The organism is Candidatus Eisenbacteria bacterium, assembly GCA_013140805.1.
Lineage (GTDB): Bacteria > Eisenbacteria > RBG-16-71-46 > RBG-16-71-46 > RBG-16-71-46 > JABFRW01.
Window position 1 is genome coordinate 18518 of record JABFRW010000006.1, and the last position, 24266, is coordinate 42783.

Below are 24266 nucleotides of genomic sequence, written 5' to 3' on the forward strand. Positions count from 1 at the left end.
CGTGAACCACTTCGTGCGCTGCCTGCGCGTTCTCATGATCGCGTCGGCCGCCGTTCTATTCGCACTTCCCGCCTCGGTTCACGCCGCGGGCGACCTGGATCGCCCGATCACACTGCAAGCCGACAACACCTCGATTCCCGCGCTGCTCAGGATTCTGGCCGAAAAGGGCGGCCTGAACATCGTGACGGGGCCAGGCGTCACCGAGGCCCGGATCTCGATCAGTATCCGGGACGTGCCGGTCGATCAAGCGGTCAACCTGGTGGTACGCGCGGCCGGCCTCGCCTATGAGCGCATCGGTAACTCGATCCTCGTTGCTTCGCCCGAGGCGCTCAAGCAGGAGTCGGGGCTGAGCACGTACATCGTGGAACTCAAGTTCGCCGGCGCCGACGAGGTGCGTGAGGCGCTTCAGGACCTGTGCAAAGAAATTCAGATCGACAAGAGCGGCAATCGGCTGATCGTCAAGACGAGCCCGCGCGTGATCTCCGAGATCAACGAAGTCGTCCGCATCATGGACGTCCCTGCACAGCAGGTGATGCTGGAGGCGCGCATCATCGAAGTGTCGACCGATGACCTGAAGACGCTCGGCATCGACTGGGACAAGCTGAATCGCCAGACCGCCGTGATTGTCGAGGGGCCGATCCCCGGCAGCACTCCTCCCGATGTGGGCCCCGCCAATCTGGGCTATCAGAAGATCGGCGAGCAGATCAAGTACGGACCCTGGAATCGCCAGAACGACATGTTCCAGATCGCCCTCGACCTCCTGGTTCGCGATGGTCGAGCCCGCGTTCTCGCGACTCCTCGCATCGCGACGCTCAACGGCAAGGAAGCGTCCATGCTGATCGGGCGCCGCATTCCGTACGTGGTGACCGGCACCGTGTTCGCCGGCGGCGCTGCCGCGCCGACCCAGCGCGTCGAGAAGGAAGAAGTCGGCGTCAAGCTGCGCATCACGCCGCTCATCAACGCCGACGGATACATCACCACCACGATCTCGCCCGAAGTCAGCTCAGTGACCGGCTTCGTGGGTCAGAACAACGACCTCCCGATCGTCTCGACACGACAGGCCACGACCACGGTGCGCCTCAAGGACGGCGACTCCGTGATCATCGGTGGGCTGCTTCAGGAAGACGAGACGAAGAACGTCACTCGGATTCCGATTCTCGGGGACATCCCGGGACTCGGATTGTTGTTCCAGCACCACAACTACACGCTCACCAAGCGCGATCTCGTCATCGAGGTCACGCCGCGCATCCTGCCGGAGAAGAAGTAGCGTCGAAGCGAGGGCCGGCCGCTACTGCGGCCGGCTACAGGTGCGTGAATGCAGCAACGTGCAGGACGCCCGCCATCCAGCCGATCCATTGGCCGAGGGCCACGGTCAGCGCGAGCGTCACGAGCGCCAGGCCGGCGGACGCCAGTGTCGGCGAGGTGCGGCGCATGTGGTGGAGCCTCAGGATGAGAGCCGGCACCACGATGCCCTTCACGATCACGAACCAGATCCAGTGCTGATGCGCCATCCCCGACAGCAGCGGATTGCCCTCGCGGTTGCCGAACAGGTGAATTCCGAACGCAGTCAGCACCAGGTCGAGGCTGTTGGCCAGGATGGCGAGGAACAACACGATGCGCATGTTGAACACGGAGACCTTCGAGTGGGAGCTTCGGTGCGCGGCCGTGCACGATTGTGGCAGATCCACGGCGCCGCCTTCAACGGGAGCGTGAACTCTTGAGTCTCGATGCGTTCGTGGTCGTGTTCCTGGTCGTCGCGATGGGACTGATCGCCGGCAGCGCCGCCACCGCGCTGGTGTGGCGCGTGCCGCGTCACATCTCGTGGGTGAGCGGTCGCTCGGCTTGCCCGTCGTGCGGGAAGCCGCTCGGCCCGTTGCAGCTCATCCCGGTATTCAGCTGGCTGTTCTCGGGCGGTCGTTGCCGCCACTGTCGTGAGCGCATTCCGGTTCGTTACCCGGTGATCGAGCTGATGTGCGTGGCGTGGTGGCTGCTGCTCTACTTCAAGATCGGGATCATCTGGCCTTACCTCCCGCTCGCGCTGTGGGGCAGCATCCTGATCGCGCTGACCTGGATCGATCTCGACTTTCAGCTCCTGCCCGACGTGCTCACGCTGCCCGGCACGCTCATTGGAGTCGCCGCCGCCCTGATGATCCCCAACGGGGCGCGCCACGCGATGTGGGGCATGGCGCTGGGTGCCGGACTGCTGTGGCTGCTCGGCTGGCTCTACTGGAAGTTCCGAAAGGTCGAGGGCATGGGCGGTGGCGACGTCAAGCTCGCCGCGATGTTCGGGGCGGTGCTCGGCTGGGAGATGACGCTCGTCACGCTGTTTCTCGCCGCACTCGCCGGCAGCCTGTGGGGCGGCTGGCTGATCCTGCGGCGCGGCGGCAACGGCCAGACCGCGCTCCCGTTCGGCACGCTGCTCGCCCCCGCCGCGATGATCGCGTTTCTGTGGGGCGACGTGTGGATGAACGCCTACCTCAGGATTCTGCACGGCTCGTGAGCCACGACGCGATCGTCATCGGCGGCGGCATCATCGGCTGCTCGACTGCGTGGCACCTCGCGCGCCGCGGGGCCCGCGTCACGGTGCTCGAGCGCGAGGCTCGCGTCGGGCTCGGTTCGACTGCGCGCTCGACCGCGATCGTTCGCCAGCGCTACAGCCACGAGGCGGCGATGGCGCTGGCGCTCGAGGGCCTGCGCGAATGGGAACGCTGGTCCGATCGGGTGCCTCCCGGTGATCAGGGCAAGCGAGCGTCACTTCGCAATTGTGGCGTGCTGTTCCTGCTGCCGGCCGGCGAGCCCAGCACGCCGCAGCTCGCACGCTCGATGCGGCAGGTGGGAATCGTCGCCGAGCAGCTCGATCGCGACGCGCTGGCGCAGCGCTTTCCGACGCTTCAGTTCGATGCGGACGAGTCAGTCGAAGGGCTCTACGAGCCCGAAGGCGGCTACGTCGACGCGCCCGAGCAGGCGACGCGCGACGTGGCTCGCGCGGCCGCCGCGGCGGGCGCCAACATCGTGACCGGTGCGCGCGTGCGCGAGGTGCTCACCGAGTGGCGCGACGGCGGCCTGTCGGTGCGAGGGGTGCGAACCGACGCGAACGAACTGCTCGAAGCGCCGACCGTGATCAACTGCGCAGGACCGCACTCGGGCTGGGTGAATCTCGTCGCCCGCTCTCCGCTCGCGCTTCAGACCGCACCGCTGCGACAGGTCGTGCTGCACGCGACCGCGACTTCTCAGGCCGAGCGGCTCGCTGCGCTGCCCGTGATCGCGGACCTTCGCCACGGTTACTACCTGCGCCCCGATCCCGAGCGCTTGCGCATCGGAGCGGTGTGGCCCGAGGACGAGACCGAGTGGATCGCCGAGGCCGACGCGCACGAGCCGACGGCCGAGCGAGCGGTGCTCCAGCGTCGGCTCGAAGCGGCGCGCAAGCGCGTGCCGTGGCTCGAGCCCGATCAGATCATGGGCCTCGTGGGGCTCTACGACGTCACAGTGCAGGACTGGTACCCGATCGTCGATCGCACCGACACGCGCGGCTACTTCGTCGCGATCGGCACCAGCGGCGCGTGGTTCAAGGCCGCCCCGGTGATCGGCTGGCTGGCCTCCGAGGTAGTGACGGCCAATGTCAGCGGCCGCAACACCGATGCGCAGCCGCTCGAGCTGACGCTGCCCAATACCGGATATCGCTTCCCGATGTCTCTGTTCTCGCGACGTCGCACTCCGGTTCCGCTGGCCTACGGTGGCGGAGTGCTGGGGTAGCGCTTCCCCGCGGGGCATGACACGTCGCGAGGTCGAGTGAGCGCGGAACTCACTCCCGCGCTCGGGGTATTGCCGAGTGTCCCGGCTGACCCGCGAACGGAGGCCGCCCATGCCCCCCAGAGATGCGCATCACCGAGCGACCCGAGTGATCGTGACGTGCGCGGCCGCCCTGCTGCTCTTCACATCCACGACCTCGGCTGCCACCGAAGTGCGACCCGAGAGCGGCTGTTGGCAACTCGAGCAGACGCCGCTCGGCGTCGGGCTGGTGCTTGGTGCTTCCAGCGGCGGCGTGATCGATGCACTGGTCGAAAAGGTCATCCAACTGCGGCGCGCCACCACCGGCACCCCGTGCCCGTTCGCGAGCGTTTCGATCGACTTCTCGGAGTGCGGCGAGCAGGGCGTGCAATTCTGCTCCGATCCCCTGTGGGGAGCACCGGGGACGTTTGCGAGCGGAGCGACGATCGTGTTCAGCGCCGACGCGAACTCCGAAGTACGCATTCGAGTGGCGGGCCACGCGAGTGCATCGCCCGCGGCCGCGACTCTCCCGCCGTGCGCGCAGGTCTACGTCGACGGCGCAGTCGCCGGGCGGCTGATCATCAGCACCCTCGACCTCGACGGTCACAACGGAGTCGACGCCGTGGACTTGAGTCGATTCCTCGCGCAGCGCTTCTCGAGCTACGGCTCGCGCTGCGACTACAACGCCGATGGGCAGCTCGATGCGCGCGACCTCTCGATCCTGCTGCGCGCCAGGTTCGCGGGCGGCTCCGTCCAGAGCTGCAGCCCGAACTAGTAGAAGTACGGCGTCTTGCGGGCCCACGAACTGTTCGGGTAACGCGTTTTCAGGCGCTGGAACCAGGCACGCCGCGTGGCCTGGGGGATGCGCTCGTCATAGGTGCGAAGCCCCGCGTATCCGAAGGTGCCCGGCTTGTGGGTGAGGATCGCGTAGTGCAGCACCTTGGCCTCGAGATCGCTCGGCGGCTGCGTCGCGAGTCGCGCCAGCGCCTGCACGTAGTAGTCGATTGGCGGCGCGCCCCAGCGCTCCGACTCCGCAAGTGGCGAATCGCTCGAAAGTTGATAGCAAACGCAACACACGCCCGGCCAGTGGTCGCGCAGTTGCAGGAAGTAGCCCGCGTTGAACAGCCCGGCCGCATCGTTCGGGTTCGCGACCAGTCGACGCGCAGCGGTCTCGGCCTCGCCGAACGGCGCGGGCTTCCCGGCGCGCTCCCAGAGTTCGAGGAACTCCAGGTACTGCCGCGAGCGCAGATGTCTCAGCAATCGCAACGACGTGAGCGCGCGTGCTCCACCGACGGTGCCGCTCGCCGGGAGTTCCCCGAGTGCTCGGCTCGTAAGCAGTGCATCGAACAGCTCGAACGCCTGCAGGCTGTCGCGAAACGGCGAGCCAGGCGCGAACACTCCCGCCCAGTCGCCGTCCGCCCGATGCAGTCGCGCCACATCGGCCACGAACCGCGCATCCTGAGCGACTGCCGGGACGCCGATCGCGACCTGGCGAAGCGCTTCGCGCGCGGCCGCATTCCGCCCCATCCCGGCCAGCGCTCGAGCGCGCAACAGGTGCAGCGAAAGCCGCAACAGCGGTGGCGCGTTCGCGGGCAGCTCCTCGCCGAGCGCGGTCGGACGCCCGGCCGCGAGCTCGAGACTTGAACGTGTGAAGACGTACAACCCGGGATAGCGGCTGTATGCCGACCTGGCCTCGGCCAGGGCCTTCATGGCTCCATCGAGATCGCTCATCACCCACCTCGCCCGCGGCAGATTCGCCACCGCGAGCAACGGCTCGCTCCACGGATAGTCGGCGGCGCTCAACTCGGCAGCGGGGAAATACGCGGTCGCCTCCCCCAGTACGAAGCCCGCGCCTGGATCCGAACTTCCGTCGGCGAGCAGCGCGTGAAACCCGGATACTTCGAGGCGCGCCAGCTCGGCGGCACCACCCGACAGGAGCAGGATACGACGCTCGATGCCACGGGCCGACGAGGCATAGCGCCCATTGGGGAACCTGGCCGAGTAGGTCGCGAACGCCGTCCGCGACGCGGTGAGCGTCGCCACGTCGATCGCCGAACGATCGCCCCAGCCGTCCCACCCCGCCTGCGCGGCGATCAGCAGCGAGCGCGCGATCATGTAGCGCGAGGTCTCAGCGATCCACGGATTGCGCGCCTGTGTCGCACGCTCGAAGACGGTTCGAGCCGCGGCCGCACGGCCGGTATAGAACAACGCCGCGCCTTCCAGGTAAGTGGCCGCCTCGGCGAGCACCGCGTCGCCCTTCGACACGCGCTGCATCTCGCCGATCAGGCTGTCCGCCGACGCGGCCTCGCTCGCGCACCACCCGACCAGCCGAAGTCGCCAGCCGATCAGCGTGTCGAGCCGCGTGAGCAACGCCGGCTCCGCCGCGATCGCGTCCAGAAAGCGGGCTGCGGCGGCGTAGTCGTTCGACCCGCACACGCCGTCGAAGTAGTTGAGGTAGCGCGTCGGATGCTCGGCGAGCGTCGGCATCGCGACCCGATGCGTCGCGCAGAAGTCGCGCAGGCGCGCGGCGAAGGAGTCGGCCTGGAACGATTGCCAGCTCGCCTCGTGCGATGCGCTCCACAGCTTTCGCGTGACGTCCCCGCCCAGGTAGACGCGCATCAGGGCCTCGAGTCGTCGCCCTGGCCCATCGTCGTCGCGGATCGGAAACACGCGCGCGCTGTCGGCGAGACCGGGCCACGCGTACGACTCGCAGGGATCCGGACCACAGGCGCGCGCGGTCGGTGGAGCGGACACGGCAACGATCGCGATCAGCCACAGGGCACCCTCGGCGAGGCGGCGCATCACGACGGCTCGAATCATGGCGCAGGGACTCCCATTTGAATGAAGCGCAGGCTTCCGCGATAGCGTGGATTCGATCGCACGGCGGCCGGCACCGACATGCCGGCCAGCAGGCCGACGCGAAACGGCTGGCGGAAGCGCGCGAGTGCGGCGTGATAGAGACCAAGGCGCGGGACCGGGTGATGCGAGTGGTAGAGCTGAAAAACCACATCGTCCGCGGCGACCGCAAGCGCGTCGAGTGCCTCGGGTCGAGCTGCCACCAGCCAATCGGCAAGTCCCGTAACACTCAGCGCCAGAGCAGGATCCAGATTGCTTCTCACCTCGCGCACGAATCTGGCGTACTCGCCGAGGCGTCGTGACGGCGCGTCGTAGTCGAGTTGCACACCCGGCACGGTTCGGCCCCGCGAACGCCACGCGTTCGCGGCGCTCTCGAGCACCCGCACGCATTCGTGCGCTTCCACCTCGCCGCGAAGTCGCACCACCGGAATGAGCGCACGCGAGTCGCCGGCGGACGGCCACGGACCGCCGCGCGTGAAGTGCACGCCGTCGGCGTGGGCGACCAGCTCGCCCTGGTACACGTACAGCGTGCGCACCGACTGCGGGATCGCGCCGGGCGGAATGCCGGCCCACACCCACGCGGCTTCGCACGAATCGGCGCGGGGCGCCGGCGACGATCGTGCCTGCGCGGCCGCGCAAGCGAGCGCCATCGTCAGCATCGAGGCGAGAATCATCGCGCGATGCGCGCCTCGTGCGACTCCTTGGATCGGCATGATGGCGGCATTATAGTCGCCGACCTTCCGCGTGGCGCCGCCCCTGCGTCGTGCCCCCTCGACCGGAGTCCATCCCATGCCCGATCGCCCTGTTCTTCACGCCCGCATTCGCCGGCTGTTCGTGGCCGCGACACTGTTCGTGCTCGCGGCCTCGCAGCCGGAGTCGGCGGCCTCCAAGCCGATCGATCCGCTCAACCTGGATCCGTCGGTCTCGCCCGGCCTCGACTTCTATCGCTTTGCGAACGGGGGTTGGATCGACCGCAATCCGGTGCCGGCCGATGAGAGCCGCTGGGGCTCGTTCGCGGTGCTCGCGAAGAGCAACCAGGATCTGCTGCGCTCGGTGCTCGAAGAAGCGGCACGCACCCGGTCGGCGCCGCACGGCAGCACGATTCAGCGCGTCGGCGACCTGTATGCGAGTGCGATGGACTCGGTGCGGGCCGAGATCGACGGCGCCCGCCCGCTGGCCGGCGAACTGAAGTCGATCGCCCGCATCTCGGATCGCGACCAGCTGCTGGATGCGATCGCTCATCTGCAGACGCTGGGCCTTCGCGCACCGTTCGGCGTGTTCGCGGCCCCCGACGCCAAGCAGAGCACCGACGTGATCGTGCAGGTGTTCCAGGGCGGGCTCGGCATGCCGGACCGCGACTACTACACCAAGACCGACCCCGCCTCGCAGAAGCTGCGCGATCAGTACGTCGCGCACATGGGCCGCATGTTCCGGATGCTGGGCGGTGACTCCACGGCGGCCGCGGCGCAGGCGGCGGCGGTGATGAAGATCGAGACCGAACTCGCGAACGCCTCGCTGACGCGCGTTCAGCGGCGCGACCAGGAGGCGAACTACCACAAGATGACGCTCGATTCGCTCGCGTCGCTCACCCCCAATCTGTCGTGGATCCGGCTCTACGAGGGCATGGGGATCGCGGATCGGCGCGCGCTCAACGTGGGGCAGCCCGAGTTCGTGAAGCAGCTCGACCGAATGATCGCGAGCGTGCCGATCGAGGACTGGAAATCGTACCTGCGCTGGAACGTGTTGCGCAGTTCCGCGGAGTACCTGAGCAGTGCCTTCGTGAACGAGAACTTCGACTTCTTCCAGCGTGCCCTGAGTGGAACCAGCGAGATGCGTCCGCGCTGGCGGCGCGCGCTGCTCACCGTCGATCGCAGCATCGGTGAGGCGCTCGGCGAGCTGTACGTCGCGCGGACCTTCAAGCCCGAAGCGAAGCTGCGAGTCGAGGCGATGGTCGAGAGCCTGCGGGTCGAGCTGCGCGAGCGCATCCAGACCCTCGACTGGATGGGCCCCCAGACCAAGCAGCAGGCGCTCGCCAAGCTCGAGGCATTCGCGGTCAAGATCGGCTACCCCGCCCAGTGGCGTGACTACTCCGGACTCGAGATCGATCGCGGACCGCTGGTGCTGAACGTGATGCGCGCCCAACAGTTCGAATACCGGCGCAACATCGCCAAGCTCGGTCGCCCGGTCGATCGCAAGGAATGGAGCATGACGCCGCCGACGGTGAACGCGTACTACAACTCGCGCTTCAACGAGATCGTGTTCCCGGCCGGCATCCTGCAGCCGCCGTTCTTCGACGCGGAGGCCGACGACGCGGTCAACTACGGCGGCATCGGCTCGGTGATCGGGCACGAGCTGACGCACGGCTTCGACGACCAGGGCCGCAAGTCGGACGCGGTCGGAAACCTGCGCGACTGGTGGACACCCGAGGACGCGAAGCGCTACGAGGAGCGCTCGTCGAAGGTCGAACGCCAGGCGAGCCGCTTCGTGGTGATCGACACGCTCAAGATCAACGGCAAGCTCACGCTCGGCGAGAACCTCGCGGACCTCGGCGGCGTGAGCATCGCGTACGGCGCCCTGCAGCGTTCGCTCGCGAACAAGCGCATGCCGAAGATCGACGGCTTCACGCCCGCGCAGCGGTTCTTCCTCGCCTACGCGCAGCTGTGGCGTCAGAACGTGCGCGACGCGCAGGCGAAGCTGCTGCTGAACACCGATCCGCACGCACCGGGAGTGTTTCGAACCAATGGACCGCTCTCGAACCTGCCCGAGTTCGCGGACGCGTTCGGTCTCGAGGCGGGCGCGCCCATGGTGCTTCCGGAAGCGGAGCGCGCCCGCATCTGGTGATCCAGCCGACGCGGGCTACGAAGTGGTCGCGAGCGCTTCCACCGGGTCGCGCTCGATCGGCACTCCGATCATCGAGCCGTACTCGGTCCACGATCCGTCGTAGTTGCGGACGTCCTTCAGGTCGAGCAGGTAAGTGAGCACGAACCAGGTGTGGCTCGAGCGCTCCCCGATGCGACAGTAGGCGATCGTCGGTTTGGCGGGATCGAGCTGGGCATCGCCCAGATAGAGGGTTCGCAGCTCGTCGACGGACTTGAACGTGCCGTCCGGGTTGACGGCACGCGACCAGGGCACGCTGCGCGCTCCGGGCACGTGACCCGCGCGCTGGGCCGTCTCGGAGAGGCCGGGAGGCGCCAGCAGCTTGCCTGTAAATTCGTCGGGGCTGCGCACGTCGATCAGGTTGTGACTCCCGCCCTCGACCGCCCGCAGCACGTCGACGACCAGCGCCCGTAGCGAGCGATCGGGCTCGCGTGCCACATACCGGGTCTTCGCGATCGTGGGCTTCACGACCGTGAGCGCCTTGTCGTCTTCGGCGAGCCACTTCACGCGCCCGCCGTTCATGAGGCGCACGTCGCGATGTCCGTAGATGCGGAACAACCAGAACGCGTAGGCCGCGAACCAGTTGTTGTTGTCGCCATACAGCACCACGATGTCGTCGTTTCCGATCCCGTGGTCGCCCATCAATTGCTCGAAGGTCTCCTTCGACAGGATGTCCCGGCGCACGCGATCCTGCAGCTGCGTCTGCCAGTTGAAGCCGATCGCGCCCGCGATGTGACCGGCGTCGTAGGCGAGGGTGTCCACATCGACTTCGACCAGCTTGATCGACGGCGCGTCGAGATTCGCCTTCACCCAGTCGGTGGTGACCAGCACTTCCGATTGCGCGTGCTTCGACATCTGGGAGTTTCCTTTCATTCGGTCGTCCGTGACGCGTGTTCACGACGGTCGGCCGTCGTCCCCTCGGCCAGCTGTGGAAGGTGTTTGACGAAGCTCGAGATGTACTTGAATGCATTGTCCGGAAAGATCATCACGCCGACTCCCGCGCCCCCGCGCTCGGCCACTCGACACGCGCCCTCGAACACCAGTCCGGCGCTCGGACCGGCCATCAGCCCTTCGCCGCGTGCCAGTTCGAGCGCACGTGTGTAGGCGAGTTCGAAGTCGATCTCGATCAGCTCGTCGATCATCGCGGGGTCGAACAGCCTGGAAACTCCGAGCTCCGACACGTTGCGCAGGCCGGGCACGTCGTGCCCCTCGCTCGGCTGCAGCGCGATCAGCTTCACCCGTGGATTGCGCTCCTTCAAGAACCGGCCGCAACCCATCGCGGTCCCGCAGGTGCCGAGCGTCACGAACAGGTGCGTCACGCGGCCGGCGGTCTGGCGCCAGATCTCGGGGCCGGTGGTCTCGTAGTGGGCTCGCGCGTTGAGCTCGTTCTCGTACTGGTTCGGCATCACGTAGCGATCCGGTTCGGCCCTGGCGCGCGTGCGCGCCAGGTTGATCGACCCCTCGCCCATGCCGGGACTCGGGCACACCGCGTCGTTGATCACGTCGAGTTCGGCGCCGGCGATGCGCAGCAGCACTTTCTTCTCGAGCGGCACCCGGTTCGGAACCACGGCGCGCATCCCCACACCGAGGGCGGCCGCAATGCCCGCCATGCTGAGCCCGGTGTTTCCCGAAGTCGCCTCGACCGCGGAACGACCGGGCACGAGCTTGCCCTGCCTCACGAGGTCCCGCAGCAGGTAGGCCGCCGCCCGGTCCTTTACCGAGCCGAACGGGTTCATCCACTCGAGCTTGGCGTGCAGCTCGAAGCCCGTCACGGGCGCCAGACGGCGAATGCGCACCAGCGGCGTCGGATGATCCACGTCGGGCAGCAGCTCGAGAATGTCGTCGTAGACACGCGTCTGATGATTCATGGCTGACACCGCTCCGAGGGTCTCGCGGCATCGCGCGCCCGCGCGATCCGAGGGGCCAGGACAACACTGGGTGGAATGGCGAAAAGTTTCAGCGATCGAACTCCCTGGCGGCGCCGGCGGGTGCTCCAAACACCAACAAAAAAGCCCACCGCGTTGCGGTGGGCCTCAAGTCCCGAGTTTCGGCGTCGTCTGCGTCAGCCGCGCTCGAGAAAACCACGTGAAGTCCCCCGCCGAGGCGGGGAACAACACGTGCAGAAGATCGAGAGCGAAGAAGTCTTCATGGCAGGAAGTCTGGGGGCCGAGCTCCGCCGCGTCAATCGGAATCGCGGCGGACCCGGTGAGTTTGCAGAAGCGGAATGCTAACGCCTCCGGCCGTCACGCGCGGGCTTGGGACGCCGCCCGTGCGATGCAGCAGGCTTCGCGTGTCCGCCCGAGCGCGATTCTCCGGCCGGCTTCGACTCGCCGGACGACGACCGACCGGTCGCCGCATGCGAGCTGCGACCGCGCGCCGGAGCGGCGGTGTCGCGGGCGTGCGACGCACGCGCCGGAGCACCTTCGCGACTCGCGCTGCGCCGAACGCGACCACGTTCCTCGCGAGGTTCGCGCGCACCACCGCGCCCTCCACCGGCGTTCGCACCGCGCGGCGGAGCCACGCGGCCGTAGTCGAAATCGCTCAGCTTGCGGCGCGTGACCTTGTGCCCGATGTGACGCTCGATCGCATTCGCGTCCTTCTCTTCCTCGGGGCTCACCAGCGTCAGCGCATCGCCGGTCGAGTGCATGCGACCGGTGCGGCCGATGCGGTGCACGTAGTCCTCGGGTGACAGCGGCACGTCGAAGTTGATGACGTGCGTGACGTCGGTCACGTCGATGCCCCGCGAGGCGATGTCGGTCGCCACCAGAATGTCCACCCGACCGCGGCGGAACTTGAGCATGGTGCGCTCGCGCTGACCCTGGCTGCGATCGCCGTGCAGCACGTCGGCGTCGAGACCGCGATCATGCAGGATGCGGGTCAGCCGGTCCGCTCCGCGCTTGGTGCGCGCGAACACGATCGTGCTGCCGCGTTCGGCACGCTGCAGGATTTCTTCGAGCAGGTTCGCCTTCAAGTGGCGCGAGACCGGATAGAACGCCTGCGAGACCGATTCCACCGGCTTGGAAGGCGGCGAGATCTCGAGTCGCTGCGGCTTGTTCAGCGCTTCGCTCGCGACCTTGTTCAGCTCGGTCGGCATGGTGGCGGAGAACATCAGCGTCTGACGATGGCTCGGAAGCAGATGCAGGATGCGCCGCAGGTCGGGGGCAAACCCCATGTCGACCATGCGATCGGCTTCGTCGAGCACCAGAACTTCGACGTCCTGAAGGCTGACGCTTTGACGGCCGTTGAGGTCCAGCAGGCGTCCGGGAGTGGCGATCAACAGGTCCACGCCCTCGTGCCTGAGCACGCGCTCCTGCGGTCCGATCGGCACGCCGCCGTAAACGGATGCCACGCGAATGCCGGTGTGACGCGCGTATTTCTGCGCCGCCTGCTCGACCTGCGCCGCGAGTTCACGAGTCGGCACCAGAACCAGGCCACGCAGCCGGTCCCCGGCGGTCAGCAACCGGACCAGGATCGGAAGCAGAAATGCGGCAGTCTTGCCGCTGCCGGTCTGAGCGGCCGCGACCAGATCGCGGCCGGGAAGAATGAGCGGAATCGCGCGAGCCTGGATCGGCGTCGGATTCTCGTAGCCGACCGAGCGGAGGTTGCGGACCAGTTTCTCGGGAAGTCCGAGCGATTCGAAGGTGACGCTGGTGGTCACCGATGCGTTCCGCGTACCCGCCGGACGTCGCGGCGCAGGAGCCGCATGACTGGGTGCAGCGACCGCGTGTTTCGTTGCGGAGGCTGCGTGACTTGAAGCGGCGGAGGTCGATTTCGTCGCGCGTTCGCGCTCGCCTCCGCGTTTCGTGTGGGGACTCATGCCATTCCTTCCACCCGGCGTCTCAGGCCAGGTTGTGAAACACCTTTTGCACGTCGTCGTCCTGCTCCAGCAGGTCCACGAGTTTCATGACTTCGGTCGCCTGCGCTTCGGGCAGTTCGATCGGAGTCGTCGCGATGTACTCGGACTCGGCGGAGAGCGGCACGAGCTTGCGGTCCTCGAGGGCCTTCTGAAGTTGCCCGAAGTCGGCGAACGCGCAACGGACTACCAGCTGCGCCTCGCCCTTCTCTCCGGTGCTCTCGCCCATTTCGTCGAGACCGTGATCGATCAGATCGAGTTCCAGGGCTTCGGGTTCGAGGCCCTCGGGTTTCAAGCGGAAGACACCCATGCGCTTGAACTGGAACGCCACGCTTCCGGTGCTGCCGAGGTTTCCGTTGCCCTTGTAGAGGCGACTGCGGATGCTTCCGGCAGTGCGGGTGACGTTGTCGGTCGCGGCCTCGATCAGGATCGCGACTCCATGTGGTGCGTACGCTTCGTAGACGATTTCCTCGTAGTTCGCCTGGTCGTTGCCGAGCGCGCGCTTGATCGCGGCCTCGACCTTGTCCTTCGGCATGTTGACCTGCCGCGCGTTCTGAATGACGCGCCGCAGGGTGGAATTGTCGTCGGGATTCGGGCCACCGGCCCGCACCGCGATCGCGATCTGCTTGCCGACACGCGCAAACGCCTTGGACATGCGGTCCCAGCGGGCGAACATGACGTGTTTGCGTGCTTCGAAAATGCGTCCCATGGTCGATCCTGAGCCGGTGGCGTCCGTCGGGGTCGGCGCGCACCTGGCAGCGCCACAATCGGGGCGACCCGCCGGGGGTGGCGAGGTCGGTCTGGGACGCAGTGTGACCCGAGACGGCCCTTCGAGACAAGGCGGCCCGAGCGCCGAATTCGCCTTGCGGCGTCATTGCGGGCCGATTCTGCCAGTTCTCGCTATCGACTCGTCGGGGTCGGCCGGTAGACTTGGTGCATCGTTTTGCCCGTTTGGGCCGTCATCCTTCCGCTACGACGCCGCGCTCCCCGCTTCGACCGAGGACTCACTCATGCGCTTCGCTCCCCCGCTTCGCGTGATGCTCGCCCTGTGCTCTCTGCTCGCGACCGCGGCTCCGGCCGCCTTCGCTGCCGGACCCCTCACCTCGGGAACGGTGGTCAGCGGCACGATCGCGGGACCCACCTTTACCGAGACTTGGACTTTTTCCGGCAGCAACGGTCAACGCGTCCTCATCAGCGCGGTGACGACCAGCGGAGCCCCGAACACGAGCATCGTCCTGAGAGCTCCGGGAGGAACCGTGACCTGGAACAGCTCCGCCGACCGGCTCGACTTTCAGCTCACGGCCAACGGGACGTGGACGGTTGAGATTTCGGACGTCGGACTCAATGACGCGGGCGGCTACAGCATTGGTTTCGTGAACCTGACGATCGGTCCCTATACCTCGGGCGGTGATCTGGACGGTGGGGCGATCGTCTCGGCCGAGATCAAGACCGGGAGCAACGCGGCGATCGGTGACTTCGACGTGTTCACGTTCTCCGGGACGGCCGGCCAGCGCATCGCGTTCGCGGCGGTCGAGACCAGCGCGGCGAGCTACAACACCGTGATCACGATCTACCCGCCGGGCGGTGGCAACTTCGAGGCCTCGGTCAACTCCAACCGGCTCGATCATCAGCTGCTGGCGACCGGCACCTACACCGCGGTGGTCGAGGACTTCGCGAACGACCACACCGGCACCTACACACTCTCCTATCTCAACGTCACCGCCGGGCCATTCACGATCGCCGGCGATCTGGATGGCGGCCCGATCGCTTCGAACGAGATCAAGACCGGTACCGTGAGCGGGGTCGGCGACATGGACGCGTTCACGTTCTCGGGGACATCGGGCCAGCGCGTCCTGTTCGTGGGTGTGGCGACCGGTGGCGCGATGAACAGCCAGCTGTGGCTCTACCCGGCAGGTGGTGGCCCTCCGATCTACATCAGCACCGCCGACCGCGCGGATGTGCAACTGAACGCCACCGGCACCTGGACGGCACTCATCGAAGACGCCGCCAACGACCAGGGTGGCAACTACTCGGTCTCGTTCATGAACGTGAGCGCCGGGCCGTTCACCTCGGTCGGTGACCTCGACGGTGGCGCGATCGTCTCGGCCGAGATCAAGACCGGCAACAACACCGGCATCGGCGACATCGACGCGTTCACGTTCTCCGGAGTCGCCGGCCAGCGCATCGCGTTCGCGGCGGTCGAGACCAGTGCGGCGAGCTACAACACGGTGGTCACGATCTACCCGCCGGGCGGTGGCAACTTCGAGGCCTCGGTCAACTCCAACCGGCTCGATCATCAGCTGCTGGCGACCGGCACCTACACCGCGGTGGTCGAGGACTTCGCGAACGACCACACCGGCACCTACACACTCTCCTATCTCAACGTCACCGCCGGGCCATTCACGATCGCGGGCGATCTGGATGGCGGCCCGATCGCTTCGAACGAGATCAAGACCGGTACCGTGAGCGGGGTCGGCGACATGGACGCGTTCACGTTCTCGGGAACCACGGGCCAGCGCGTCCTGTTCGTGGATGTGGCGACCGGTGGCGCGATGAACAGCCAGCTGTGGCTCTACCCGGCCGGTGGTGGCCCGCCCATCTATGTCAGCTCGGCCGACCGCGCGGATGTGCAACTGAACGCCACCGGCACCTGGACGGCACTCATCGAAGACGCCGCCAACGATCAGGGCGGCAGCTACTCGGTCTCGTTCATGAACGTGAGCGCCGGGCCATTCACCTCGGTCGGCGACCTCGATGGCGGTGCGATCGTCTCGGCCGAGATCAAGACCGGCAACAACACCGGCATCGGCGACATCGACGCGTTCACGTTCTCCGGGACGGCCGGCCAGCGCATCGCGTTCGCGGCGGTCGAGACCAGCGCGGCGAGCTACAACACCGTGATCACGATCTACCCGCCGGGCGGTGGCAACTTCGAGGCCTCGGTCAACTCCAACCGGCTCGATCATCAGCTGCTGGCGACCGGCACCTACACCGCGGTGGTCGAGGACTTCGCGAACGACCACACCGGCACCTACACACTCTCCTATCTCAACGTCACCGCCGGGCCATTCACGATCGCCGGCGATCTGGATGGCGGCCCGATCGCTTCGAACGAGATCAAGACCGGTACCGTGAGCGGGGTCGGCGACATGGACGCGTTCACGTTCTCGGGGACATCGGGCCAGCGCGTCCTGTTCGTGGGTGTGGCGACCGGTGGCGCGATGAACAGCCAGCTGTGGCTCTACCCGGCAGGTGGCGGCCCGCCCATCTATGTCAGCTCGGCCGACCGCGCGGATGTGCAACTGAACGCCACCGGCACCTGGACGGCACTCATCGAAGACGCCGCCAACGATGAGAGCGGCAGCTACTCGGTCTCGCTGATGAACGTCTCGGCGGGTCCCCACACCTCGGGCGGAGATCTGGATGGCGGCGCAATCGTGTCGGGCGGCACCAGGCTCGGCAACAACACCGGCGTCGGCGACTTCGACGCATACACGTTCACGGGCACCCTCGGTCAACGCGTGGTCTTCAGCGCGGTCGAGACCAGTGCGGCGAGCTACAACACCGTGGTCACGATCTACCCGCCGGGCGGTGGCAACTTCGAGGCCTCGGTCAACTCCAACCGGCTCGATCATCAGCTGCTGGCGACCGGCACCTACACCGCGGTGGTCGAGGACTTCGCCGGTGACCACACCGGCACCTACAACCTCGCGTTCGTGAACGTCACGACCGGCATCTTCACCTCCGCCACCGATCCCAACGGTGGAGTCGTGACCTCGGGTGCCGCCCGCAGCGGCTCGATCTCGCCGATCGGCGACCTCGACGTGTACTCGTTCCACGGCACCAGCGGGCAGACCGCGCAGATCGGCGCCGTCACCACCTCGGGGCTGCTGAATACCGAGATCTGGATCTATCCGCCCGGCGGCGGACCCGCCACGGTCGCGACCTCGACCGACAACGTCAGCTATCCGCTGACCGCGACCGGGTATCACATGGTGATGATCGAGGACGCGGGACTCAACGACACCGGCAACTACAACTTCACGCTCTCGGGCACCCTCACGAACGTGGACATCCCGGAAGGGCCGATCGCGTTGCTCGATCCGATTCGAGTCGTGATGCGCCCGCCGTTCCCGAATCCGTTCGCACGCGATGCCGCACTCACCTACTCGCTGCCCGCGCGACTGCCGGTGCGGATGCGAATCTTCGACCTGCAGGGAGCGCTGGTGCGCACGCTGGTGGACGGGATGATCGAGCCGGGCGTACGGACGGCTTCATGGGATGGCTCGAACGACCGTGGTGAACGGATGGTCTCGGGCGTCTACTTCGCCGAACTCACTGCCGGCGGCGAAACGGTGCGCCACAAGCTGGTGCGGATGCGGTAGCCGGGTCGCGACCGCCGTGCCGCTCGGACGCGGCGGTAGCGCCGTACCTCAGCGCGGCAGCGGCGCGCCGCGAATCGCGGCCAGCAGCACCGGGTAGACGCGAGCCACACGTGCTCCGACCTGCGCCGGGTCGATCATGTCGTGCACGATCGAGTCACCGGCGGCGAACTGGTACTCGTTCACGGTCGCGCCCGCATTGCGCCAGTGACGCGCGAGCGTCGCGGCGCGCACATTGTCGACCGCGCGGTCGTCGGCGGTGGTGAAGATCCACAGGCTGCGCGCGCGCGGTGCGCCACGGGTGGCGTCCACCATGACCTGCCCGCCGAATCGGTAGCCCTCGCCCATCGCCCGGGTCGAGAATCGCGGGTAGCACTGGCGTGGTCCTTCGAGCCGTTCCTCCTTCGCATCGTCCCACCACACGAACACGTTCGGCAGTCGCAGCGAGAGTCGCGTCGCGAGCGGCGCGAGCCAGGCAGGTCGCCAGGGTGGCGCGAAGGCCGGAGCGATCACGATCGCGCGGTCGACGTCGGCCAGATTGTCGGCCGCCCACGCGGTCGCGACACCGGTCAGCGAGAGACCCACGACCACCACGGTGTCGCCGAAGCCCCGCGCCACACCGACGCACTCGGCGACCAGCCCCGCGACCTCCTCGGCTCGAAGCGAGGCCAGCTCGACGGTCATTCGATCGGCGAGCCCGTGACGCGGCAGCCGCGGCACCAGCACGTTGTCTCCTGTCGCGTGCAGCGATTCGGCGAGCGCCGCGAACTGAAGCGGGCAGTTCGTGATGCCGTGCAGCAGCAACACCGCGCGGGGCGCGCGAGCACCCTGCAACAGCGCGCGGCTCTCGCAGCCGGGCGTGAGCGCAAGCGCGTCGGCGGCGCGCAGTCCTTGCCACCGCGCGAACGCTTCCTCGTAGGAAGACGCGTCGCGCGCAGCGGCCTGCTGAACCGCGGGCGGAGGCATCAACAACCAGACCGTCGCGACCGTCACGAGCAGCAGCACTGCAATCAGGGGGCGGCGCATGGGCGCGAGTCTAGCAGTCACGGCACCCGCGACGACCCCGCAACCCGAGGTCAGCGAAGGATCGCGGCCACGCGACGATCGAGTTCCTGTTCGGTGAGGCGCGTCGGCAGGTAGTCACGGACCACACCGCGCCGATCCACGAAAATGAAGGTCGGCGTGCTCGAGCCACCGTAGCGCTGCATCGAGGCGGTGCTGAACACGTTCGGGATCGGACCGATGTCGCGGTAGACGTCGTTCCACACGCTGTCGGCCCGCGCCTTTTCGACACTCGCTTCCTCGCCACCGTAGTAGCGCGTCAACGCCACCACCTGAAGCCCTGCGGGTTCGTAGCGCCGTTTGACCGCCGCCAGTGCCGCCGCCTGAGCCTTGCAGTCTCCGCACGATTCCGACCACACGAACAGCAGCACCGGCCGCCCCTCGAGCGCCGCGAGCGACGTCGACGCGGCTCCGAGCCGATCCTCGACCGCGAGCTCGGGCGCCGCCTGACCCTCGAGCGTCAACAGGTTGAGACGCTTGTAGATGCGCGATCGGAATCCGATCGGCTTCGAGTAACGCGCGAGCTGACCCTCGAGGTACCGGGCCGCATTGCGCGTTCCCTTCGAGTGCTGCCGCAGTTGAGCTTCGACCTCGATCGAGGCACCGAGTGCGGTGACGAGGCTGCTCTCGGTTTCGAGATCTGCCCCGGCTGCGATTCGCGTCTCGCAGGTCCGACAGGTGGTGTCCGCGTAACGTTTAGCCTTCTCGCGTTCGCCGAGCAGCAGCGCGCCACGCGCCAGCCATCCAAGGCCCTCGACCCATTGCGCGTCGCGGCCATTGTTGCGCTCGTAGACTTCGAGAATCGACTCGGCGCTCAACAGGTCGGCGGCCGAGATCTTGTTGCGGATCGCGCCGACGGGCGAGCGAGGCAGCTCTGCCGCTCGAACCGGTGTGGAGAAGGCGAATGCCACAGCGACGATCAACCAGGAGCAGGCCAGCTTCATGTGTCCTCCGTGGGGATGGAGAGCGGGAATCGAGCCGACGACCCGGCCCGACCGCGTGCGGTGGCGCACGACCGGTTCAGCGTGGCGGCACTCCCTAGGTCGGAGCAGCGCAAGAAAGGGTTGGAGATTCGCGCAACCTGGCTAGAATCATCCGTCCTCTCGGCCCAGCCCGATACCCCGAGCCTCCCACTCCAGTCGCGGAGTCCCCCATGAACGCACCTCGGCGTCCACTGTTGATCATGCTGCTCGTGCTCGCGTCACCGGTGCTCGCGGTTCGATTTGCCGACGCCGCGGAGCGCGAGCTTCCGGTCGCCTCCGCCACCAGCACCGGTGCCGTTGGGGTCGGCCAGTCGGTCGCGCAGATCATGCGGGCGCAGGCGGCCGTCGATGCGAGCGGACGCGCGCCCAAGGACATGGAGGGCGAAGTCGAGCAGCCGGACCGCTCGAACCTGCCGCAGAACCCCGCCTCGCCCGCGAGCCCCGCGGGTTCAGGACTGCCCTCGAACGGCAAGACCGACGCGAATCGCAATGGCCTGCTCAGCCCTCAGACGTTGGGAACCAACTTTACGGCCGCGACGCTCCAGGGGGTGAATCCCACCCTGTCGTTCCCGCCTGACGTGATGGGCGCGGTCGGGCCGAGTCAGTTCGTGACGTTCGTCAACGGTCGTCTCGTGACGTTCAACAAGTCGACCGGAGTCGCCGATGGCGTGCTCAACACGGATACCGACGTGTTCTTCAGTTCGGTGCTGGCCGGCTCGTCGACGAGCGATCCGCGCATTCGCTACGACCGGCTGAGCGCGCGCTGGATCCTCGTGATCATCTCGGTGAGCGTTCCGAATCGCATCCTGATCGCGGTCAGCGACGCGGCGAGCGCCGGCGTGATCACCCCGAGTACCGTCTTCACGCGCTTCTTCATCCCGATCGCTTCGACGCCGCCGACCATCTCGAACACCTGCCTGGCGGACTACCCGACGCTCGGCGTGGACGCCGGCGCGCTGTACATCGGGACCAACAACTTCTGCGGCGCCTCGCTGACCTTCAACAGCACCGACGGCTACGTCGTGCGCAAGAGTTCGGTGCTCGGCGCGGGTCCAATCGTGGTGACGGCGTTCCGAGGCCTGGTCGCGACCGCAGGTTCGAGCGGCCCCTACACGCCGCAGGGCGTCGACAACCTGGACCCCGCCGCAACCGAGGGCTACTTCATCGGAGTGGACAACCTGACGTTCGGCACGCTCATGTTCCGACGGGTCTCGAATCCCGCGGGCACACCCACGATCTCCGGCAACCTCTCGATCACGGTGCCGACCACGCGCTCGCCGATCCTGGTGCCGCACCTCGGCAACAGCGGCGGCAACCCCGGGCGTCTCGATGCGCTCGACGATCGCCTGTTCGCGGCCCATCTGCGCAATGGCCGGCTGTGGACCGCGCACAACTTCGGAGTGACGAACACCGGAGCGACTTCCGGGACCGCGACGCGCAACGCCTCGCGCTGGTACGAACTCAATGTCCCGGTCGGCTCCGGCACGCCGACGCTGGTCCAGTCCGGCACCGTCTTCACCGCCTCCGGTTCGAATTCCACCGACCAGCGCCACTACTGGATCCCCTCGATCATGGTCTCGGGTCAGGGCCACGCGGCGATGGGCTTCAGCGTGGCGGGCACCAACGAGCGCGCGAACGCCGCGACGGTCGGGCGCCTCGCCGGCGATGCGCCGGGCACCATGCAGACACCGGTGCTGTTCACGAGCAGCACCACGCCCTACAACCCGCCGAGCGATCCCGGCGGTTCCGGCGGACGACGCTGGGGCGACTACTCGTACACCAGCCTCGATCCGCTCGACGACCAGACGATGTGGACCACGCAGGAGTTCTGCGACGCGAGCAACTCCTACGGGGTGCGCGTGGTGAAGCTCATCGCGCCGCCGCCCGCGACGCCCAGTACGATCGCCAACGTCACCGAAGGCCAGAACCCGGCGAACGTGACGCTCACCGGCGCGTCGATCGCGGGCTCGGGCTTCTGGGATCCGGGCACGAATCTGCCGGGGGTTCCGCCTTACGCACACGTGGCGGCGAGCGTCGTGAACGGCGGCGCCACCGGCACCCCGCCGACCGTGGTCTCGGCCGTCTACGTGAATCCGACCACGCTTCAATTGACGCTCGACGCCTCGAGCGCGACCGCGAACCTGCCCGGCGAGAAGTACACGGTGCAGGTCACGAACCCCGACGGGCAGAGCACTTCCGCCGCGGTGCTGACGGTGGTGGACGGAACGCCGGTGGCCACCCTCGGCAGCGGAGTGACCCTCGACGAAGGCAACGCGGGCTCCACCCCTCTCGAGTTCACGGTCAACCTCTCGAGCCCGGCCGTCGCTTCGGTGGTGGTGCGCTATCAGACTTCGGACGGGACCGCGACCGTGAGCGACAACGATTACGTCGCCGTCACCGACTCGATTACGATTCTGCCCGGCAACTCGAGCGGCCCGATCACTCTGAACGCGAACGGGGACACGCGGTTCGAAAACGGGGAGACCTTCGTGCTCACGCTCACCTCGGCCACCCACGCGACGCTCGGCGCGACGGTCGCGGCAGCCGGCAGTCTCACCAACGACGACGCGCCACCGAGCCTCACGATCGACGACCTCGTACAGGCCGAGGGCGACGCCGACAGTGCTGCGTTCACGTTCACGCTCTCGCTCTCGACCGCGAGTGGGCTGCCGGTGTCCGCGGACTTCGCAACCGCCGACAGCACCGCGACGACCCTCGATAGCGACTATCGAGCGACCAGCGGCAGCGTGAATTTCGCGGCGGACCAGCTCACGCAGAGCATCACCGTCTTCGCTTTTGGGGATACGGTCCCCGAGGCGGACGAGGTGTTCAACGTCGTGCTCTCGAACCCTGCCGGGGCGTTGATGGCCGATTCGGTCGGACGTGGCGTGCTCGAGAACGACGACGAGGCGCCCGCGCTCTCGATCGGCGACGTCATTGCGGTCGAGACCCAGTCGGGCTCGACCACGTTCGAGTTTCCGGTCACGCTGTCCTACGCCAGCGGACTTCCGGTCACGGTCGCCTACCAGACCTCCGACGGCAGCGCGACGATCGCGGACGGGGATTACGATGCCGTCTCGGACGTGCTCGTGATCCCGGCCCTGGCGCTCTCTGGTTCGATCAGCGTGACGATTCACGGCGACGCGTGCGGCGAGAGCGACGAGACCTTCGCGGTGACACTTGCCTCGCCGACCGCGGCGACTCTCGCGGACGCGGTCGCCAGCGGCACGCTGCAGAACGACGACGACGCGATCGCGCCGAGCGTCGCCGTCACCGCCCCCAATGGCGCGGAGGTGCTGAGCGTCGGAACCTCGAGCGAGATCACCTGGAACGCCGCCGATGACGTCGCCGTGAGCTCCGTGGACGTGCTGCTCTCACGCGACGGCGGGACGAGCTATCCCGAAGCCCTCGCGACCGGAATCGCCAACACCGGTTCCTTCGCATGGAACGTCTCGCCTCCCACGGTCGCGGCCGGCGCGGCGTTCGTGCGAGTGGTCGCGCACGACGCCGGCTGCAACGTGACTGTGGATTCGAGTGATGCGGGATTTGAGATCGTTGACGGCGTCACCGCGGTGACGCCGGTCGCGACCGTGACGGAGTTCGCGCTCGGCGCGGTGCATCCGAATCCGAGCCATGGCACCGCACGGGTCGACTACGAGCTGCCGCGCGAAGCCCACGTGCGCATGAGCGTCTTCGACATCCGGGGGCGCGAGGTGGCGAGGCTGGTCGACGGCAGGGCGGGTGCGGGGCGGCATCAGACGTCGTGGGACGGCAACTCCGGCGGCCGCCCTGCCGGTTCAGGCGTTTACTTCATGCGCTTTCGAGCCGGCGACCGCAACTTCCAGCGCCGCTTCGTACTCGCGCGGTGAAATTTCGCGGACGGCGGACGCGGCCAGCGGTGCTTCCGGTGCTCATGACGAGTTGCCTGCTGATGCTCGGACTGGTGACTCTGGCGAGGGCGATCGAGCCGGGTGAGCACCGCGCGACTGCTCGCAACGTGATCTTCATGATCGGTGACGGCTGCGGCCCCGCCTACGTCGAGCTGGGTCGCGGGGTGAAGGGTGCTCCGCTCTCGCTCGATCCCTACCTGGTCGGCGCGTCCCAGACCGCGGCCAGCGATTCACGCGTGACCGATTCCGCAGCGTCTGCGACGGCGCTCGCATGCGGCGTGCAGACCCGCAACGAAGCGATCGGAGTCGATACGCGCGGTCGAGCCCATCGCACCCTGCTCGAGGCCGCCGAGTCGTGCGGGCGGTCGACCGGGCTCGTGGCCACGTCCCGCATCACGCACGCGACGCCGGCTGCATTCGCCGCGCATGTGCCGCATCGCGACGACGAGGACGCGATCGCGGCCCAGGAAGTCGAACAGAACATCGAACTGCTGCTCGGCGCCGGCGCCCGCCACTTCATTCCGGTCGCGAGCGGCGGACACCGCACCGACTCGCGCAATCTTCTGGACGAGCAGCGGCGGTCGCGGCGTCACGG

The 24266-nt window shown here is 67.5% G+C and carries 17 protein-coding genes; 8 read left to right on the plus strand and 9 right to left on the minus strand.

Annotation, left to right across the window (positions count from 1 at the left end; all coding sequences use genetic code 11):
* Window position 1 precedes the first annotated feature (1 nt).
* Window positions 2–1267 (plus strand): hypothetical protein, encoded by a 1266-nt coding sequence (locus HOP12_00500; protein ID NOT32631.1) that lies wholly within the window; start codon window positions 2–4, stop codon window positions 1265–1267.
* A gap of 34 nt (window positions 1268–1301) precedes the next feature.
* On the opposite strand, the gene HOP12_00505 is transcribed toward HOP12_00500, so the two are convergent.
* Window positions 1302–1631: a hypothetical protein gene (locus HOP12_00505; GenBank protein ID NOT32632.1), complete on the minus strand. Its 330-nt coding sequence runs from the start codon at window positions 1629–1631 to the stop codon at window positions 1302–1304.
* Window positions 1632–1717: 86 nt separating this feature from the next.
* Here HOP12_00505 and HOP12_00510 point away from each other — a divergent pair, with 86 nt between their 5' ends.
* From HOP12_00510 to HOP12_00520, 3 genes are all read left to right on the plus strand, one after another.
* On the plus strand, window positions 1718–2500 hold the full coding sequence (locus tag HOP12_00510) for a prepilin peptidase (protein ID NOT32633.1): 783 nt from the start codon (window positions 1718–1720) through the stop codon (window positions 2498–2500).
* Window positions 2497–3753, plus strand: a complete 1257-nt coding sequence (locus HOP12_00515) for an FAD-binding oxidoreductase (GenBank protein ID NOT32634.1) — start codon at window positions 2497–2499, stop codon at window positions 3751–3753. Before HOP12_00510 ends, HOP12_00515 begins: the two co-directional genes overlap by 4 nt.
* A 109-nt stretch (window positions 3754–3862) precedes the next feature.
* The gene (locus HOP12_00520) at window positions 3863–4543 is read left to right on the plus strand and encodes a hypothetical protein (protein NOT32635.1); all 681 of its coding nucleotides are present in this window, start codon (window positions 3863–3865) and stop codon (window positions 4541–4543) included.
* On the opposite strand, the gene HOP12_00525 is transcribed toward HOP12_00520, so the two are convergent.
* Window positions 4540–6588: a hypothetical protein gene (locus HOP12_00525; protein NOT32636.1), complete on the minus strand. Its 2049-nt coding sequence runs from the start codon at window positions 6586–6588 to the stop codon at window positions 4540–4542. The genes HOP12_00520 and HOP12_00525 overlap by 4 nt on opposite strands.
* Window positions 6585–7298, minus strand: a complete 714-nt coding sequence (locus HOP12_00530; protein NOT32637.1) for a DUF3142 domain-containing protein — start codon at window positions 7296–7298, stop codon at window positions 6585–6587. Before HOP12_00530 ends, HOP12_00525 begins: the two co-directional genes overlap by 4 nt.
* A 115-nt stretch (window positions 7299–7413) precedes the next feature.
* On the opposite strand from HOP12_00530, the gene HOP12_00535 reads away from it, so the two are divergent.
* Entirely contained in the window at window positions 7414–9465 is a 2052-nt protein-coding gene (locus HOP12_00535) for a M13 family metallopeptidase (GenBank protein ID NOT32638.1), read from the plus strand.
* A 15-nt stretch (window positions 9466–9480) separates the two neighbouring features.
* Here HOP12_00535 and HOP12_00540 read toward each other — a convergent pair whose 3' ends face one another.
* The 4 genes from HOP12_00540 to HOP12_00555 form a co-directional block, all read right to left on the minus strand.
* Window positions 9481–10356: a sulfurtransferase gene (locus HOP12_00540; GenBank protein NOT32639.1), complete on the minus strand. Its 876-nt coding sequence runs from the start codon at window positions 10354–10356 to the stop codon at window positions 9481–9483.
* A gap of 14 nt (window positions 10357–10370) precedes the next feature.
* On the minus strand, window positions 10371–11369 hold the full coding sequence (locus HOP12_00545) for a cysteine synthase family protein (protein ID NOT32640.1): 999 nt from the start codon (window positions 11367–11369) through the stop codon (window positions 10371–10373).
* Window positions 11370–11728: 359 nt separating this feature from the next.
* Window positions 11729–13159, minus strand: a complete 1431-nt coding sequence (locus HOP12_00550) for a DEAD/DEAH box helicase (protein NOT32641.1) — start codon at window positions 13157–13159, stop codon at window positions 11729–11731.
* Window positions 13160–13340: 181 nt separating this feature from the next.
* A complete protein-coding gene (locus tag HOP12_00555; GenBank protein ID NOT32642.1) occupies window positions 13341–14063 on the minus strand; it encodes a YebC/PmpR family DNA-binding transcriptional regulator in 723 nt (240 codons plus the stop codon).
* 301 nt (window positions 14064–14364) lie between these two features.
* On the opposite strand from HOP12_00555, the gene HOP12_00560 reads away from it, so the two are divergent.
* Window positions 14365–17739: a T9SS type A sorting domain-containing protein gene (locus tag HOP12_00560; protein ID NOT32643.1), complete on the plus strand. Its 3375-nt coding sequence runs from the start codon at window positions 14365–14367 to the stop codon at window positions 17737–17739.
* Window positions 17740–17787: 48 nt separating this feature from the next.
* Here the strand turns inward: HOP12_00560 and HOP12_00565 are convergent, their stop codons facing one another.
* On the minus strand, window positions 17788–18762 hold the full coding sequence (locus HOP12_00565; protein ID NOT32644.1) for a hypothetical protein: 975 nt from the start codon (window positions 18760–18762) through the stop codon (window positions 17788–17790).
* Window positions 18763–18812: 50 nt separating this feature from the next.
* The gene (locus HOP12_00570) at window positions 18813–19742 is read right to left on the minus strand and encodes a TlpA family protein disulfide reductase (protein NOT32645.1); all 930 of its coding nucleotides are present in this window, start codon (window positions 19740–19742) and stop codon (window positions 18813–18815) included.
* Window positions 19743–19951: 209 nt separating this feature from the next.
* Between HOP12_00570 and HOP12_00575 the strand changes: the two genes are divergently transcribed.
* Window positions 19952–23650: a T9SS type A sorting domain-containing protein gene (locus HOP12_00575; GenBank protein ID NOT32646.1), complete on the plus strand. Its 3699-nt coding sequence runs from the start codon at window positions 19952–19954 to the stop codon at window positions 23648–23650.
* Window positions 23651–23679: 29 nt separating this feature from the next.
* Window positions 23680–24266 (plus strand): alkaline phosphatase (locus HOP12_00580; protein ID NOT32647.1); only part of this gene is annotated, 587 nt, incomplete at its 3' end.

Coding starts and splice junctions, on each gene's coding strand:
- HOP12_00520 (NOT32635.1), top strand. CDS start 3,863: ATGCCCCCCAGAGATGCGCATCACCGAGCGACCCGAGTGATCGTGACG.
- HOP12_00525 (NOT32636.1), bottom strand. CDS start 6,588: ATGATTCGAGCCGTCGTGATGCGCCGCCTCGCCGAGGGTGCCCTGTGG.
- HOP12_00530 (NOT32637.1), bottom strand. CDS start 7,298: ATGATTCTCGCCTCGATGCTGACGATGGCGCTCGCTTGCGCGGCCGCG.
- HOP12_00535 (NOT32638.1), top strand. CDS start 7,414: ATGCCCGATCGCCCTGTTCTTCACGCCCGCATTCGCCGGCTGTTCGTG.
- HOP12_00540 (NOT32639.1), bottom strand. CDS start 10,356: ATGTCGAAGCACGCGCAATCGGAAGTGCTGGTCACCACCGACTGGGTG.
- HOP12_00545 (NOT32640.1), bottom strand. CDS start 11,369: ATGAATCATCAGACGCGTGTCTACGACGACATTCTCGAGCTGCTGCCC.
- HOP12_00555 (NOT32642.1), bottom strand. CDS start 14,063: ATGGGACGCATTTTCGAAGCACGCAAACACGTCATGTTCGCCCGCTGG.
- HOP12_00560 (NOT32643.1), top strand. CDS start 14,365: ATGCGCTTCGCTCCCCCGCTTCGCGTGATGCTCGCCCTGTGCTCTCTG.
- HOP12_00565 (NOT32644.1), bottom strand. CDS start 18,762: ATGCGCCGCCCCCTGATTGCAGTGCTGCTGCTCGTGACGGTCGCGACG.
- HOP12_00570 (NOT32645.1), bottom strand. CDS start 19,742: ATGAAGCTGGCCTGCTCCTGGTTGATCGTCGCTGTGGCATTCGCCTTC.
- HOP12_00575 (NOT32646.1), top strand. CDS start 19,952: ATGAACGCACCTCGGCGTCCACTGTTGATCATGCTGCTCGTGCTCGCG.